Source organism: Clostridium facile (genome assembly GCF_014297275.1).
Classification (GTDB): Bacteria; Bacillota; Clostridia; order Oscillospirales; family Ruminococcaceae; genus Massilioclostridium; species Massilioclostridium facile.
Genome location: NZ_JACOQK010000001.1, coordinates 2521295 through 2538333, shown reverse-complemented (window position 1 = coordinate 2538333; position 17039 = coordinate 2521295). Strand labels below are relative to the sequence as shown.

Genomic DNA, 17039 nt, shown 5'->3' with positions numbered 1-17039 from the left:
AACTACAGGGCTATTTTTACGAAAAAGGAGATACATCATGAAAGAAAACAAATATGACAATGGTGGTTTTTTTCAAAAATATAGTCAGATGAATCGCTCTATCTATGGTTTAGAAGGTGCTGGGGAATGGAGCGAACTGCAAAAATTACTGCCTGATTTTCAGGGAAAACGGGTTTTGGATTTAGGATGTGGATACGGCTGGCATTGCCTTTATGCTGCACAACACGGGGCGGAATTCGTACTTGGAATTGATCTATCGAAAAAAATGCTAGCAGTAGCCAAACAGAAAAATAAATTTCCACAAGTACAGTATCAAAATTGTGCAATGGAGGATTTTGAGTTCCCAGCCAATGAATATGATGTCGTGATTAGCTCGTTAGCATTCCACTATATCGAAGATTTTGATGGTATTGTAAATAGTGTTTTTCGCAGTTTAACCACTGGAGGAGTATTTGTTTTTTCGGTAGAACATCCAACCTTTACTGCGTATGGAACACAGGATTGGTATTATGACAAAAACAGGAAAATTTTCCATTTTCCGGTAGATAACTATTACTATGAAGGAAAACGGGAAGCTATTTTTTTAGGGGAAAAAGTAACCAAATACCACCGCACACTTACCACATACCTAAATACATTGTGGGATCATGGTTTCCAAATCAAACGGGTTGTAGAACCACAGCCACCAGAAAATAGGATGGACCAGCCCGGTATGAAAGAGGAAATGAGGCGGCCAATGATGCTACTGGTATCTGCAAAAAAATAGGAGGTAGTCATGTTTTCAGAAGAGCATTACACAAATATGGATTTTTCCAATCAAGTCATAGAAGAAATGGAATTAAATCGAAAAAAGTTTACTCATTGTCGTTTTATAGGAGCTGATTTTTCCGATGTTTCTATTTGTTACCATTGTGAATTTGACAATTGCAATTTTTCATCCGCAATATTGAGTAGTGTCCATTTCAAAAATTGCATCTTTTTGAATTGCAGGTTTCGTTTTGCAAACCTTTTTGCAGTTAATTTTGATGGATGTAAAATGATTGGATCCAGCTTAATGGATACGGATTGTAGTTTAGTATCTATTACAGATGGAGATTGGTCGTACACTGAAATGCGTTTTTTAGAGTTTGATAAACAAATGATAGAAAGGGTTAATTTTACTGGCTCAGATTTTACAGGGACGAGTTTTATCCGGTGTATCCTATCAGAATGTAATTTTACAGATATCATTACTCATAATCTAAGCTTTCGTCATTCAGATATCAGGACATCTCATCTTGGGCTTGATCAAAATTCATTGCTCTCGATTGATTTTCAAAACACAAAGGTGGATTTACAACAATGTATTCTATTGGCAGAAGCTATTGGAGCAACATACTCCCCTTAAAGAATACATATAAAAAGAGGTATCCAACTGGATACCTCTTTTTTCACCATATCATGGTTTGGGGTTCTAGAAAACGCGACCAGACCTATAAGCCGAGTTCTGTTTTTGTGACAATCTATCTTGGTACTATATTGCTATAGCACTCCAGCCATCCGTCGGGAGCGTCGAGCCAACGATAGCCTCCCAGTCGATGTTGCATCGGATAGGGTTTACATGGCAGCAGGGTTCCCCCTGCTCCGGTGAGCTCTTACCTCGCCTTTCCATCCTTACCGGATTGCTCCGGCGGTATCTTTCTGTTGCACTTTCCCTAGAGTCGCCTCCGCCTGCCGTTAGCAGGTACCCTGCTCTGTGATGCTCGGACTTTCCTCACCGTAATTGTACAGCGCTGCCACACAGTCTGCTCGCATTTAACAGTATACCTGAAATAAAGGATAGTGTCAAATTGTTTAAAAGATCTGGTTAAAGATTGCCACCGTAGCCACGCCTGGAATCCCTAATATCGCTGAGATTGCCAATGTAGCATAATTAATTGCCAATACTCCTGAGGTAACCCCATTTACCACAAATAGTGCGGCAATGCCAGAGATACTTCCCAATAAAAACGACCTAACAGGTTTTTTCCTGTGTTTGTAGTAAAATACCATAATGATTGCCAACAGGCTGAGTACGATCCAAACAACCATTTTGTTTAACCTCCTCTTTTACGTCCACATACTCATTATAACGGAGGCCTTGTGCTTTGGCTTGTTTGACCAAATAGTTATATTTTACTTCTAATGACTCAATCTGAAAAATACAGGCATCAATTAAATCCAGATTTACCAAGCAGTCAAAATGGTTTTGAGCAGCCAACAATTGCAGTTTGGTATCCCTGATTTCCTCCAGCAATGGCGGGGTAGTTTCCTGATCTTTACCGACCAATTTGTATAGTTTCGCTCTGATAGATTGAATAAACTCCATTATGATCAACTCCGTTAACATCAATTTATGCAGATAGTATGGGCAAATAGTACAATCGTATACAGTTATTTCCAAACAAAAATAAAATATTGGCGCTTTTCACGATTTTACCCGTTCCAATATGGTTGTTTTCGACTATACGGTGTGATATAATAAACAACATAACTTGCTCGTTACGATTATTTTGATGGGAGGGGCCACCTTTATGAAAATATTAGATAAAATGGAACGGAAGTTTGGAAGGTTTGGAATTCCAAACCTTATGTTGTATCTTGTCATTGGAAATTTATTGGTATATATTTTTGATATTTTCTTTGTTCTAAAGGCAGGTACTACTTTTAGCCAATACCTTTATTTTTCTCCTGCCCTGGTTATGCAGGGGCAAATTTGGAGGATTATTACCTTTATTTTTGTTCCGCCTAATTCCTCTTTGGTGTTTATTGCGTTTACTCTATATTTTTACTATTTTATTGGAGTTAGCCTAGAACGGGAATGGGGTAGTTTTCGGTTTACCGTTTATTATTTAACTGGTATGGTTGCCACGATTATTGGAGGATTTATCTCTTATTTCCTTCCAGTTGGTGGAGGAATTTCCGATATTATGGCTGTTTTATCCATGTCAACGATATCAGCTACCTATTTAAATCTCTCTTTGTTCTTTGCGTTTGCCACACTATATCCAGACCATAAATTGCTATTATTCTTTTTTATTCCAATCAAAGTAAAATACCTGGCATTTGCGGATGCTGTAATTTTCCTGTATTCTTTGATTGTATACCCTTGGCCAGTAAAAATTAGTATTATTATGGCAATCTTAAATTATTTATTATTCTTTGGACCGGATTTTATCCGTACCCTCAAATTAAAAGCCCAAGTACGCAAAAACCGGAAAAATTTTCAGCAAAAAATGGATAATACCTGGAATCGATAATCATAAAAATAGATGGCGGACTCTATTTGTGGTTGGATATTGAAAAACCGCCAGAAAATAACAGAAAAATTCCAATTGTCCAGTTATCAATGATAAGCAAGGGTAAAGGAGGCCTACAAATGGATGAAATACTATGCCGTCTGTTAAAAGATGCTCTGCACCATCCTGAATTAAAACAGAAATTGCTGCAAACGGAACAGGCAGATGATCCAATGGATGCCTTTTGTCAGCTGGCAACACAATTGGGGTATCCCATTAACATCGGCGATTTGTTTGCTATGGGACAAGATTATCATGATAATCTGATGAAAAGCGTCAATGGTGGTGGAGTAGAAACACCGGACGGATGGGATGACGCATACGAACAATTTTTTGCTGCATTGCATACAAAATAGCAAAAACAGGCATGGTAAGTTACCATGCCTGTTTTTTTATTGTAGCTTTAGCGAGGAACTCTCCGCTATGCGGGTGAGATTCAAGCTTAACCAAAGGAATATCCTTTCTGGTATAACGGTGATTGTTCCATCCTTCTCTTTTAGGGATGATCGTAACTATAGCTTCTACTTCAGATATTAGAGCAATAAACTGTGAATGAAAGTATCTAAAATAAATAAAACTTTATTAAAAGGGGAATTATGCGTTTACGAACGATCAAATAATCAATCTGTGCTGGTTTGTTGGCATTTCTCGTGAGACCTTTTTTATTTTCTTCCAAGTTTTTATCCATGCCATTTGTTATCCAATGATTTTGACCGTATTTTTGTATGGCACAATCTCTAATTTTACGAAAGGCCAACAAAAAATGCTTTTGATACAAATCCAAAATATTTTATGATAAAAGAAACATGAAAGGTTTATAATAAAAAATTCCTTTTTGGTGTGTTTGCTATCTGACAACAACAAAACACCAAAAAGGAGAATATAAATCGATAAATCATCATATTGGAACAACAAAGAATGACCTATCTTTATGTTCAAATACAATTGCAGATTAAATATAATTCTTTTAAAATCACATTGTTTTACCTGTTAATACCAAAACAAAAGGGAATCTCATAGAGAGTACAACCTTTATAAGCATATAGATAATAGTTATTTTGGTTTATCGGATGGTTTGGTTGCCCCTTTATCAATTTCCTCTAAAATAGTATTGATATCATCATCCTGCTGTGTAACGCCTTCTGTGCTGTCTTTCTTTAAAAAGACTATCATGGTTTGTAAAATCAGCTTAATATCTAACCAAATCGAATATTGGGCAATATACTCCAAATCCAGCGCCAATTTATCCTTTGGCGTTGTATTGTATTTACTCATAATCTGAGCTAATCCAGTTAAGCCGGCTTTTACTTTCAAACGGTACCGGAACTCTGGCAGCTCTTTTTCATATTCTTTCGCAATTACTAAACGTTCTGGACGAGGTCCCACAACACTCATATCTCCTTTTAGAATATTGAATAGCTGCGGCAGTTCATCTAAACGGAATCGGCGCAATATTTTTCCTACTGGAGTGATGCGGTCATCATTTTCAGTCGATAACATAGCACCCGTGTTTTTCTCCGCATCTACAATCATGGAACGGAATTTAAGTACATTAAATTCTCTGCCGCCTTTGGTCAAACGTGCTTGTTTATAAAAGACAGGACCTCGGTCATAAATTTTAATAGCCAAAGCGGAAATAATCATAAACGGGCTGCTAAGGAGGATCATAATCACAGCGAAAATAATATCGCAAATCCGCTTGATAATCATCTGCTCAAAACTCATACTTTGTTTTGTAGAAGCAAACATAGCGGTATCATCCACTACTACATGGCTGGCATGATTTAAAATAATATCCGAAACATCCGGCAATATATAGATATTCTTATTATGCGCATAACAGTATTCCACCTGACGGGTGCGTTCATTTTTAGGAACATCTAAAAAGAAAATGGTGCTATGCCCTAACAGTGCCCCTTTGATATCCGGGTCATCGTATTTGATCAGCCGGTTAATCCTCCACTGTTTTTTATACTTTTGGATTTTTGGAATCACGGTCGGCAGCAAACTTTCATCCTGATATACAATCAAAGATTTTTGAGGATGGTTGATTTTGAAGTAAACAAAATTTCCAAAATAGGAAAAGATATAAAGCAACAATACCTGTAGCACAAATACGATAACCAATAACCCCAATCCCGGCAATACACGGGTGGTAAAATAGTACTGTAGGAAGTATTTCATCGGAATATCCTGCAAAGGCGGAATAACAGATAAATTCAAGTGGTTGTCCGCAAAATTATGGATTTGTGTAGTACTCAATCCCATAATATACATTTCCAGAAAGGTAATGATATCTGCCATTAAAGTTGCCAACAGCATAGAGTTGACAATTTCTTTACTTTTCTTCTCACCAACTGAAAATCCACCATAAATACGGATAAATAACAGAATGGCTACCACAAAAGTTCCATATGATATGATGGATGTACGGTTAAACACACGTAATTCCGGTATCAAATAAGAATATACTCCAAAAAAAGCTACAAATAAACTGACAAGCATAATTGTCTTAATAGCAAATAAAACGGTATTTTCACAGCGCCGTATTATATATTTGAGTTTGCGATTCACTCAATTACACCTCCCAGTTTAAGAACGAACTTTTTTCAAGATCATCTTTACAAAATCTTTGATGATACCACGTAATACAATGATACAATAAACCGCAACTACTACGGCAAAAATAACATTCATTAAAATAGAACCTTTAAAGAAAACCAACGAAGCAAGGGCAAACATCAATCCATAGTGGACTAAATAACCCATCTGATAGTTTAACTTTACAACATCCCGCAGGTTGATTGTACGCATAATCACAACCGCTAAAAAGCAGAGGATAGTGGCCAAAGGTGCGGCTTGGAACCCAATAATCGGAATCGTCCCAAACATCACGACTACAGTAATAATAGCACCTACTACAGTGGATGTAAGTTGAGATTTCATCCGTTGTTCCGCACACATCACAGAACCCAGGAAGTTGGCAAGAGAATCCATAAACGCTCCCAAATATGCTAACGGGATAATCGCCAACCCCGCCTGGGAACCATTTCGAACAAAGATGGGAAATACAATCCTAGTAACTGGTACTAGGAAAAGCAAACCACAGGATACAAATAGCAAAAAGTTTTTCAACATCAAGTTATATTTTTTTGCTCTGTCCGCATCATGGCTCATAGAGAAGGTCATTTCCTGCCAAGCAAGATTGAACACCATTACCACCAATTGTATAATAGATGTAAATTTATTCGCCCAGTAAAATACACCAGTTGCTGCCAATCCCATCATAATCGTAATAATCTGAGTATTGGCACGGTTGGTAATCCAATATGCGCCCTGGTTCAAACTATAGGGGAAACAATATCTTGCCATTGTTTTTACGACAGACCAATCCAAATCGCGCAAACGGACTTTTTTCAAGGTGCGCGCAAAGAACTCCATAAATAAAGCTGGAACAAAATAGGAAAGTGCCGCTGCCAAAATCAGTGCGGCAGAACCCCAATGGAATACTAACACTAAAATCAGGTTAGTAGAAAAGGAAACGATACTGCCTAAAATGCCGGAGCAAACATACAGTTTGTTGTACCCCAATCCACGCACCGTAAAGGCAACATTCTGATGCAGCATATAGGCAACACAAAAGAAATAAACAAAACCAGCTTCCCGTATTGGCGCAAAGAAATTGACTATAATAAAGCCAACTGTAAATATTACAAGTGAGATAATCTCAATAGTATAACCAGCGGTAATGACTTTACGCTTCATCCTCCGGCTGTCATAATCCTTATCCAACAAATATCGCAGGATGCCGGACCAAGCGGAGATAAACAGCATAATAACAACAATATTGACCAATGCCTCTACTGTTGCAAAATAGCCAGAATCTTCATTGCTTACATGTTGGGTGATAAAAGGCATCACCAAAAATGACATCAATCGGCTTGCTGTATTTCCAATAAAATACAATCCAAAGGTCTTTAAAAATCTACCCATGTAATAACCTCAATCAAATCTTATAGTTTTAACGTTCTCGACATGATATTACATCTTATCATTATAGCAAACTATTCCAAAAAAGTCTATGGTATCCTGGTTTGTTCAACTTGTTTCTTTATTTTTCGGAAATGTCCCGAAAAAAACAATAGAAAAGCATTTCAATTTAGACAAATCTATGTATCTATCTTACAACAAATATGGTATAATAATTTGGTAATTACAGGATTTTCACTGGAAAGCATCGGCAAGGTTTTTTATTTTTATAACAACACAAATAGAAAAAACGGATTGTACACCAATCATAATAGAAGGATGTCATAGGATTGTGATAGAAAAATGATTAAAACAAGAATATCTATTTACTTTATTTTTTAATAAGGAGGTTTTTCATGCTAACAAAAGTCCAGCGGTGGTTTTCCCCCACCCGATCAGAGTCAAAAAACTGCATTAAAGTTTTTTTGCTGGCTGCTTTGATAACTACTATTATTTTTCTGCCTTTTATCATTTGTGACAAAGGATTATTTATCTTTTATGGGGATTATAATGTACAACAAATTCCATTTTATCAATACGCCCATGACGCAATTCGCTCTGGAGAAGTAGGTTGGAGTTGGTACACCGACCTTGGCTCCAATTTTGTAGGTTCCTATGGGTTTTATTTACTGGGTAGCCCTTTCTTTTGGCTGACAATTCCCTTTCCATCCTCATGGGTCCCCTATTTAATGGCACCATTATTTATTTTAAAATTTTCTATTGCAGCCACTACATCCTACGCGTTTATCCGGAGGTTTACCAAAACCCCGCATATGGCGATTATTGGTGCCATGATGTACGCGTTTTCCAGCTTTTCCATTTACAATATTTTCTTTAACCATTTTCATGAAGTCATTGCATTTTTCCCATTACTGTTAATCGGTTTGGAAGAACTGGTGATGAATAACAGAAAAGGCCTTTTTGCTATGGCTGTCGCATTGAATGTATTTACAAACTATTTCTTCTTTGCGGGGCAAGTTGCCTTTTTGGTTCTGTATTTCTTTTTGCGCTGTTTATGTTTAGATTTCCGCATAAACCTGAAAAAATTCGGCTTACTGGCAGCGGAATCCATTATTGGCGTTTTAATCGCCCTTGTCCTGTTTCTACCATGTATCTGTTCTTTGATGGGAAATCCCAGAACAGATAATATGTTAACTGGGTTTAACATGCTGTTTTATTATAATCCACAGCGCTATGGATTGATTTTACAAAGTATGTTCTTCCCTGCGGATATGCCAGCTCGCGCCAACTTCTTTCCGGATTCCAACGCCAAATGGTGCTCAGTTGCGGCTTGGTTACCACTGTTCAGTATGGCGGGTGTCCTCACGTTTTTAAGGGAAAAAAGAAAACACTGGTTAAAGACGTTAATTATTGTATTAATCACAATGTCACTGGTACCAATCCTGAACAGTGCTTTCTTTGCGTTTAACTCTTCCTATTATGCCCGCTGGTTCTACATGATGGTGCTAATGATGTCCCTTGCTACCGTCATTGTACTGGAAAATAAAAAAATGGATATTAGCTTTGGTATTAAAACGACATTTATTATTACCTGCCTATTTGCTATCATTGGTATTATCCCTACTACAGAAGATGGAAAAACCACCTATTTTTCAGCGCCAGGATATCCAACTATGTTCTGGATTAATGTTTTGATCGCAATCCTCTGTATTGTCATAGCAGCGTTTATCCTACAAAAATACCGAAAAACCAAAACAAGACTTTACCGTTCTTCTTTGATAGCGCTTTGCGCCATTATTGTAGTAAATGGAGTGGTACAGGTTTCCTGGGGAAAAATGCAGAATGTAGATTATGTTTACCGCAATGTAGTAGACCGTGGATTGAACGCGGAATTTCAATTGGATGACAGTGAATTTTACCGGATTGATGTTTATGATGGAATGGATAACTGGCCTATGTATTGGAGGATGCCAACTATACAGGCATTCCAAAGCGTTGTACCAGCATCCATTATGGAATTCTATCCAGCGGTTGGAGTAGACCGTGATGTTGCTTCCCGTCCAGAACCAAAGTATTACGGGTTAAGGGAACTGCTCTCGGTAAAATATATTTTCGCAGAAAATAATGCCGACAACAAAAAAACCAACCTAGATTTACCTCCTAACTGCGTCCTCTATGACAACCAAAATGGTTTTGACATCTATGAAAATAAAAACTTTATCCCCATGGGATTCACTTACGATTCTTATATTACCCAAGAGCAGTTTGACGATTCTTTTGAAGATACTCGTGACCGCCTATTGGTAAATTCAATCCTATTAGACGAAGAACAAATCCAAAAATACAGTGGTTTATTGGAACACTATATTGGAGATACCAATATTTCTGATGAGGAGCTCACAGATATCTGTGAGGACCGTCGACGATATACCTGTGATACCTTTGAAACCAGTGGAAACGGTTTTGACGCCACCATTACATTGAAGGAAGAAAATCTGGTATTTTTCTCCGTCCCTTATGATAAAGGATGGACAGCCACTGTAAATGGAGAACCCGTTGAGATTGAGAAAGTAAATGTTGGTTTTATGGCGGTAAAATGTGCCTCTGGGGAAAATACAATTGAGTTCCATTATTCTACCCCTGGACTAAAACTTGGATTTATCGGTACCATTGTTGGGGTAGCTTTATTCCTATTGTACCTGCTATTGTGTAAAAAACTAGAAAAACGCAATCCAAAAGAATTTGCTTATAATCCTAAAGGACATCTGGAAGAACTAAAAAATGATTCTTTACAGCCAACCCGTACGGAAATTTACCAGGAATATGAGCTTAACCATCCAAATATCCTTATACGGCAGGTATCTTCATCTGAAAAGGATACAGATCTATCAGATCAAGATGATCCAATAGATAAAACCTAAACACTTATAAAAGGTTTGACGGTATCAAAAATCCCACCTTGTATTTACGACAAAGTGGGATTTTTATATAGATAAATTTGTCCAATGATACCTATTATGATAAATACAGAAACGGAGTGAAATAAAATGAAAAAATCCACTGTAAAACACATCAACTTTTACAGCAAAATACTCAATAAAACAATGGGTATAAATGTATACTTACCGAAAGAATACGATAACATGCATCCCTTGCCAGTATTATATTTCCTACACGGAAGAAGCGGTGATGAAACAATTCTAACTGAATTGAAAATCGATGAAATAGCAGATAAACTAATTGAACAAAATAAAATATCCCCTCTGATTATAGTTTGCCCTAGAATTGAAAATAGCAGAGGAATCAATTCGTCCCCTACTTGTAAAGAAATTTTAAGTCCAGGAGATAGTGGAATTATGATTAATGTTGGACGGTATGAAGATTATTTTATTAAAGAGGTAATCCCATTTATCGACCAGACATTCTATACTATTCCAACGAAAAATGGAAGGTATCTTGGTGGCATCTCCGCAGGCGGATATGCAGCATTGCACAATTCATTCCGCCACCAAGAATTGTTCAGTAAAGTTGGCGGCCATATGCCAGCAATCGAATTAACATTGGAACCAGAAGATATACCATATTTTCAGGATAGAGCAATGTGGGAAAAATATGACCCTATCACAATCGCTAAAAATAACATGATTACAAAAGAGCTGAAAGTATATCTTGATGCTGGCAATCATGACGAAGGCCGTTTTTATGAAGGCTGTAAATTTTTACATAAAATATTAAAAGAAAAAGGTATCGAATCACAAAACGATGTATATGAAGGACATCACAACATAGAATATATACAATCTAATTTGGAAAAATATTTAATATTTTACACCAATCACTGAGAATATAGATTATTGCGAATGAATTTTAGAAATTTTTCAACTTATCTTTTGGTTTAAAGCTATAGAGATACTATTTTCAAACCGCAAAATTTATATTAATTAAGTATAAAAAGGGCAGTCAGTAATAACTGACTGCCCTTTAATAATAAATTTTAAATATCTAAAATCAGATTCTTTCTATTATTGCTGTGGGTTTGTGGTAGTGGAATCCGATTTCTTTGTTACTGGTGTTTCCTCTGCAGTTTTAGGTGCTTCTTCTTTTGGAACATCAGGTAGTGCAAAAATTTCAGATTCGCTCTGTTTGGTATCACATACAATGATAACATGACCATTGATAACAGCACCATTTTGTGCACTAAAGTTTTTCGCAGAGATATTACCATGTACCAATGCGTTGTTCTGCAAAGTAACAGAACCATTCGCAGAAATCTGCCCTTTTACTTTACCATCAATGGTACAATCATTACCACTGATATTACCGATAATAACAGCTTTTCCATCAAAGGTAACGTTGCCGGAAGCTGTGATGTTTCCTTTGATAATACCGCCATTAATATGAATATCACGTCCAGTAATATCGCCATATGCCTGGCCGCTAATAGTCACATTGCCTTCACCGGAAATATCGCCGTATACTTGGCCGCCTACTGAGATATTCCCCTCACAGTTTAAATGTCCCCGGACAATACCATTAATTTTTACATCGGATTTTGATTTAATCGGACCTTCTACAACGGTATCCCGGTTAATCACGGTTGCTGGGGAAGAAAATGGAGAAGAAAGTGGACTGGCAGGTTTATGATCTACAGTAGTAGTATGCATGTTGTGTTCTGAAGTAGAAGTGTGTGTGTGATGGTCTTTCATCTCTTTCACTTCCTTGATTTTATCTTGAACGTCAAAAGCCTCTTCTGGCTCGTCTTCTATTTCCAGGGTTTCTTTTCCAAATTTGTTTTTAATCCATTTCCATAAAGTTGGAAGTTCTGGAATTGGTGGCTCTGTAGAAGAATCCATCATAGAATCCATGAAATCTTCTTCTGCATTTTCACCAAATTTAAGGTCTTTGTCATCTTTCATTATAGTTGCCTCCTACTTCAAAAGTTATACCAATTCGGATAATTCAGCCCATTCTTCAAAATAACTGGAATGGTTTTGTTTATACTCCTCTAATTTGGAGCAAGCTTCATTCATTGCCAAATAGTTCTCATAAACATCTGGCTTTGTCATCTCTTCCTCAAGCTGGGCGATATCCAGTTCAGTCTGTTCAATTAACCGTTCTAACTCCCGTAAACGGGTACGCATTTTTGCTTCTGCGGCTTTTTGCTGTTTTGTCTTATAGCCATTTGTGGCTTTTTTTATAACAACTGGCTGATCCTGTTCTTGCTGTTGGGCCGCCTGCTGTTCTTTTTGAGTTTGTTCCAGATAATCATCAAATTTCCCTGAATAAACATGGATTCCATCTCGACGCATGTCTATAATTTTAGAAGGCACTTTATTTAATAGATACCTATCATGGGATACCATTAAAATGGTACCGGAAAAAGAAACCAATGCCTGCTCCAACACCTCTTTAGTACGAAGATCCAAATGGTTAGTTGGTTCGTCCATAACCAATACATTAGGACGTTCCATCATAATAATGGCAAGGCTCAATTTTGCCTTTTCCCCGCCACTGATCACTTCTACTTTTTTATAAACATTTTCACCAGTCAGTAACACACCGCCCAAAGCCGAACGGATTTGCTGTTCATTCATATGTGGAAAACGGCTCCATAATTCTTCCAAAACAGTATTGTTTGGATTTAACTGGTCCATTTCCTGACGGTAATAACTAATCCTTGTATTGGTACCCCAACGAATTTTTCCTTCTGGAATAGGGATAATATGCTGAACCGCTTTTAAAAAACTGGATTTTCCAATTCCATTTTCCCCAATAATCGCAAATTTCTCACCACGGAACAGATGTAAATTAAGATGTTGTGCTAATGTTTTTTGTGTTTCCCCTCGCCCAACCGTCAAAGTTAAATCTTGGACATCCAAAATATCTTTAACCGGTTCCTTATCATAAAAGAACTGGATACGAGGAGGTTTTTCCAAACAGGCTGGACGCTCCACAATCTCCATCCGGTCTAAAGCATGCTGACGGCTTTTTGCCATTTTGGAGGTGGAAGCTCTTGCCATATTCCGGTCGATATAATCCTGCATAGAAGCAATCTGCTTTTGCTGGATTTCATATTCTTTCATCTGGCGCTCCACATACTCCTGCTTTAATACAGTATATCTGGAATAGTTCCCTCGGAATGTAAGAAGTTTATGCTGCTCTACCTCCCAAATGGTCTGAACCGTCTGGTCTAAAAAATAGCGGTCATGGGATACTACCAAAAGTGCGCCTTTGTATTCTCTCAAATAATCTTCCAGCCACATCAGGGTTTTAAAATCCAAGTGGTTGGTTGGTTCGTCCAAAATCAACAAATCCGGCTGTTCCAATAACAATTTTGCCATAGCCAAACGGGTTTTTTCACCGCCGCTTAATGTTTGGATCAAGGTCTCCTTTGGCTTATCACCAAAGCCCATCCCGTTTAAAATAGTGTTGATTTTTACTTCCATTAAATACCCATCCCGTTGCTCAAAATAGGTTTGTTGATGGGCATATTCCTGCGTTAAACGTTGGTATTCCTCTGGATTGGATTTTAAGGATTCATCCGCCAATCTTACTTCTATCTGCTTCATTTGGCTTTGAATTTTTAACAAATCGGAAAATACCGATTTCATCTCTTCCAAAATGGTATTATTGGATTCCAACCCACTGTTTTGCTGCAAAAAACCAATTGTCACTTTTGCAGAACGGGCAATTTCTCCAGTATCAGGAGATTCTAGATCACAAATCAGCCGAAGCAAAGTTGATTTACCGGCACCGTTGGCGCCAATCAGACCAATCCTGTCATGATCTTCAATTGTGGCGCTAACCTGTTGTAATACTGGATTGCCTAAATAAAATTTATCAATTGATTCAATTGAAACCAGCATGTTCTGTTTCCTTTAACATAAAATAGTTTGGATTACAAATAATACAAACATATCATCATTATAGCATACAGCGTCAAGCTTTTAACCGGAATAATTGTAAATTTTATTTTAATATGCTTATAGATTGACAAATAACATCGATTCGGATTATAATTTTAAAAGAGTATAAAAAGAACCATCCTATCATTGGATGGTGGATAAAATGAGGAGATGAAGTAATGAGCGAATGTACACATGATTGCAGTAGCTGTGGAAAAGACTGTAGCTCCAGAACCCAAGAGAGCCTGTTAAAAAAACCTCATGAAGGCAGCAGCATCCAAAAAGTAATTGGGGTTGTCAGCGGTAAAGGCGGAGTTGGAAAATCCCTGGTAACAGCAATGATGGCTTGCGCTTTTAATAGAAGGGGTTACCACACTGCTGTTTTAGATGCGGATATTACTGGCCCTTCCATTCCAAAATTATTTGGCTTAAACGAAAGAATCCAAGGAACCCAAGATACCCTTTACCCTGTTAAAACCGATACGGGGATCGACGTCGTTTCTGTTAATCTGCTATTGGATGATGAACGTATGCCGGTTGTATGGAGAGGGCCTGTTATTGCTGGCACCGTACAACAGTTCTGGCAGAATGTGCTTTGGGAAAATGTAGACTATATGTTTGTGGACATGCCTCCAGGAACTGGTGATGTACCATTGACCGTGTTCCAGTCCATCCCATTGGACGGTATTATCGTTGTCACCTCACCACAAGAATTGGTTTCTATGATTGTTGCCAAAGCAGTAAATATGGCAAATATGATGAATATTCCAATTTTAGGTATCATCGAAAACTATAGCTATTTCCAATGTCCAGATTGTGGTAAGACAATTTCTATTTTTGGGGAAAGCCACATTGATGAAATTGCGAAGGATTTTGACCTGGATGTTTTAGCAAAACTGCCAATCAACCCAGAATTTGCGAAAGCATGTGACAATGGTGCCATTGAAGGATTTGACAGTAGTTATATCGAACCCGCTGTGGATAAACTGGAAGAAAAAACAAAATAATAATGTTACAATTACCTCTTGTTATTCTATTTTCTATAACAGGAGGTATTTTATATATTGTAAAACTTATACTCCATAAATTATAAATACCATTTGATTGAGTAGGGGAAGATAATATGAAACGGATCAGAATTGCTTTACTTTTATTCTGTTGTATGTTCTTTGTGTTTCCATCAATAGCATTTGCTTTTCCAAACAATATCAAAACAAGTACGATTCGTCCTGACAAACAACAAACCATCTGGAATAATACCGATTTACATATCACAACGGAACAGCCGGAAAAACATCCTATCCCTGATTGGTTTGCTGTTTCAGAAAATGGATGGGTAGCAATTAGCTGCTTTGGTGATCCCAGCTCAATTTCTATTTACAACCCAAACTATGAATTTCAATCTATTATTTATATTGATAGTAATACAGATGTTCAAGTTGATTGGAAGGAAGATAATTTGATTTTAATTTTTGGTATATCTACCGTTATGGCTGAAATCACTCTGCAAGGGGAATTGGTTGATATGAATTATCTACTCACAGACGATGATAACACCCGCCGTTATTACTATGAGTACTTAGGGAACCACACGAAAATATCCAATGGAATAACCTACCGGCTCCAAAATTCCTCAAAAATTTTGGACCGCATGCTATTTGTGGATAAAAATCAATTGGTCAGGGTAAATTTGGACGGAACGGAAACAATAATCTACGATGCAACTGTCGAACAAAAATCTTTCTTTTATGTCAAAGTAGTAATTGCAATAGTCCTGATAGGAGTATGTGCCATGATATTCATCCCTAAATTGGTTCAATTATGTAAAAATTAATCGCGAAATAATGGAAAGTCATTGTTGGTTTGGTGTTCTTTTTCTAACATTTAAACTAATCCACAGTAATTATTTTGAAATATAAAAACACCTGGATCTTATTTAAAAAATCCAGGTGTTTTTATATTATTCTGCCATTGGTTGGAAGTTGTACCCTTCCTGTTGAAGTTGGTCAATCATGTTGCCTAAAATCTCAGTATTGGTCTTGCTCACTGCATGCAATAGGTAAACCGCTCCATTATGGGCACGGTCTACTGTTTTTTTCAAAGCTTCTGATGGGTCTGGCTGTTTATCCACATTCCAATCTGAATAAGCAAAACTCCAAAACACAGTTTCATATCCTAACTCTTTTGCTACAGCAAGGCTTTGTTCCGAAAATTCCCCTTTTGGAGGACGGAACAGCGTCATGGTATAGGAAAATTCCTGTTTAATATAATCATGGAGTTTTGTAATTTCTTCTTGCTGTTTTTCTACACTAATTTCTGGCATAGATGGGTGGCTATAACTATGGTTCCCCACAATATGCCCTTCGTCAATCATTCGTTGAATCAAATCCGGATTTTTGCTGGCATAATCATAGGTAACAAAAAATACTGCAGGAACCTGTTTTTCCTTTAAAACATCCAGGATTTTGGAGGTATATCCATTTTCATATCCTTCATCAAAGGTAAGGAAAATCTGATTTTCACAATTCTGTTTGACAAAAACAGCATTATATTTTCCGTATTTTTCTTGAAATGTTGTACAGGAAATGGGTATATTTTGTTCGTCAAACTGTACTCCCTGGCCCCAACCTTGTTTTTTCGTATCTAAATTACCGAAAGTAGGGGAAACTGCATTGATAACAGGGGAAGAACTGGTTGACGGCAATGGTACTTTAGAGGATGTTTGGGATGAGCTATCTTTTCCTTTTGTGCCACAGCCAGTTAATATGGTACTAGCCAATCCAACTGCTACCAGTTGGATTGCTATTTTTTTATAATTTTTCATCAT

General features: G+C 37.2%; 15 protein-coding genes and 1 other RNA gene. 8 read left to right on the top strand and 8 right to left on the bottom strand.

Features of this window, described 5'->3' with window-relative positions; all coding sequences use genetic code 11:
- The first annotated feature begins 37 nt into the window (after window positions 1-37).
- Both H8Z77_RS10560 and H8Z77_RS10555 read left to right on the top strand, forming a co-directional pair.
- Entirely contained in the window at window positions 38-766 is a 729-nt protein-coding gene (locus H8Z77_RS10560; protein ID WP_186996973.1) for a class I SAM-dependent methyltransferase, read from the top strand.
- A 9-nt stretch (window positions 767-775) separates the two neighbouring features.
- Window positions 776-1387, top strand: a complete 612-nt coding sequence (locus H8Z77_RS10555; protein WP_186996972.1) for a pentapeptide repeat-containing protein — start codon at window positions 776-778, stop codon at window positions 1385-1387.
- A gap of 72 nt (window positions 1388-1459) precedes the next feature.
- Here the strand turns inward: H8Z77_RS10555 and rnpB are convergent.
- The 3 genes from rnpB to H8Z77_RS10540 all read right to left on the bottom strand — a co-directional run bounded on the left by rnpB (window position 1460) and on the right by H8Z77_RS10540 (window position 2347).
- Window positions 1460-1791: RNase P RNA component class A (gene rnpB, locus H8Z77_RS10550), an RNA gene on the bottom strand.
- A 42-nt stretch (window positions 1792-1833) separates the two neighbouring features.
- Window positions 1834-2031 carry a pro-sigmaK processing inhibitor BofA family protein gene (locus tag H8Z77_RS10545; protein ID WP_076939103.1) on the bottom strand — a complete coding sequence of 66 codons (198 nt, stop codon included), beginning with the start codon at window positions 2029-2031 and terminating at the stop codon, window positions 1834-1836.
- On the bottom strand, window positions 1994-2347 hold the full coding sequence (locus tag H8Z77_RS10540) for a DUF2508 family protein (RefSeq protein ID WP_069986944.1): 354 nt from the start codon (window positions 2345-2347) through the stop codon (window positions 1994-1996). The genes H8Z77_RS10545 and H8Z77_RS10540 overlap by 38 nt, the downstream gene beginning before the upstream one ends.
- Window positions 2348-2552: 205 nt before the next feature.
- On the opposite strand from H8Z77_RS10540, the gene H8Z77_RS10535 reads away from it, so the two are divergent.
- Together H8Z77_RS10535 and H8Z77_RS10530 are read left to right on the top strand one after the other, a co-directional pair.
- Entirely contained in the window at window positions 2553-3278 is a 726-nt protein-coding gene (locus H8Z77_RS10535; RefSeq protein ID WP_186996971.1) for a rhomboid family intramembrane serine protease, read from the top strand.
- A 119-nt stretch (window positions 3279-3397) separates the two neighbouring features.
- Window positions 3398-3673 (top strand): Nif11-like leader peptide family natural product precursor, encoded by a 276-nt coding sequence (locus H8Z77_RS10530; protein ID WP_186996970.1) that lies wholly within the window; start codon window positions 3398-3400, stop codon window positions 3671-3673.
- 697 nt (window positions 3674-4370) lie between these two features.
- Here the strand turns inward: H8Z77_RS10530 and H8Z77_RS10525 are convergent.
- Window positions 4371-5891, bottom strand: coding sequence for a sugar transferase (locus H8Z77_RS10525; RefSeq protein ID WP_069986946.1), 1521 nt, complete (start codon window positions 5889-5891; stop codon window positions 4371-4373).
- An 18-nt stretch (window positions 5892-5909) separates the two neighbouring features.
- A complete protein-coding gene (locus H8Z77_RS10520; RefSeq protein WP_069986947.1) occupies window positions 5910-7310 on the bottom strand; it encodes a lipopolysaccharide biosynthesis protein in 1401 nt (466 codons plus the stop codon).
- 392 nt (window positions 7311-7702) lie between these two features.
- Between H8Z77_RS10520 and H8Z77_RS10515 the strand changes: the two genes are divergently transcribed.
- Both H8Z77_RS10515 and H8Z77_RS10510 read left to right on the top strand, forming a co-directional pair.
- On the top strand, window positions 7703-10228 hold the full coding sequence (locus H8Z77_RS10515) for a YfhO family protein (RefSeq protein ID WP_186996969.1): 2526 nt from the start codon (window positions 7703-7705) through the stop codon (window positions 10226-10228).
- A 126-nt stretch (window positions 10229-10354) separates the two neighbouring features.
- Window positions 10355-11149, top strand: a complete 795-nt coding sequence (locus H8Z77_RS10510; RefSeq protein ID WP_186996968.1) for an alpha/beta hydrolase — start codon at window positions 10355-10357, stop codon at window positions 11147-11149.
- A 180-nt stretch (window positions 11150-11329) separates the two neighbouring features.
- On the opposite strand, the gene H8Z77_RS10505 is transcribed toward H8Z77_RS10510, so the two are convergent.
- Both H8Z77_RS10505 and H8Z77_RS10500 read right to left on the bottom strand, forming a co-directional pair.
- Window positions 11330-12223, bottom strand: a complete 894-nt coding sequence (locus tag H8Z77_RS10505; RefSeq protein WP_186996967.1) for a bactofilin family protein — start codon at window positions 12221-12223, stop codon at window positions 11330-11332.
- A 24-nt stretch (window positions 12224-12247) separates the two neighbouring features.
- On the bottom strand, window positions 12248-14173 hold the full coding sequence (locus H8Z77_RS10500) for an ABC-F family ATP-binding cassette domain-containing protein (RefSeq protein ID WP_186996966.1): 1926 nt from the start codon (window positions 14171-14173) through the stop codon (window positions 12248-12250).
- Window positions 14174-14391: 218 nt separating this feature from the next.
- On the opposite strand from H8Z77_RS10500, the gene H8Z77_RS10495 reads away from it, so the two are divergent.
- Together H8Z77_RS10495 and H8Z77_RS10490 are read left to right on the top strand one after the other, a co-directional pair.
- Window positions 14392-15219 carry an Mrp/NBP35 family ATP-binding protein gene (locus tag H8Z77_RS10495; RefSeq protein ID WP_069986932.1) on the top strand — a complete coding sequence of 276 codons (828 nt, stop codon included), beginning with the start codon at window positions 14392-14394 and terminating at the stop codon, window positions 15217-15219.
- Window positions 15220-15335: 116 nt separating this feature from the next.
- The gene (locus tag H8Z77_RS10490) at window positions 15336-16046 is read left to right on the top strand and encodes a hypothetical protein (protein ID WP_186996965.1); all 711 of its coding nucleotides are present in this window, start codon (window positions 15336-15338) and stop codon (window positions 16044-16046) included.
- A 126-nt stretch (window positions 16047-16172) separates the two neighbouring features.
- Here H8Z77_RS10490 and H8Z77_RS10485 read toward each other — a convergent pair whose 3' ends face one another.
- A complete protein-coding gene (locus H8Z77_RS10485) occupies window positions 16173-17036 on the bottom strand; it encodes a delta-lactam-biosynthetic de-N-acetylase (protein WP_286165580.1) in 864 nt (287 codons plus the stop codon).
- Between the last annotated feature and the right edge of the window lie 3 nt (window positions 17037-17039).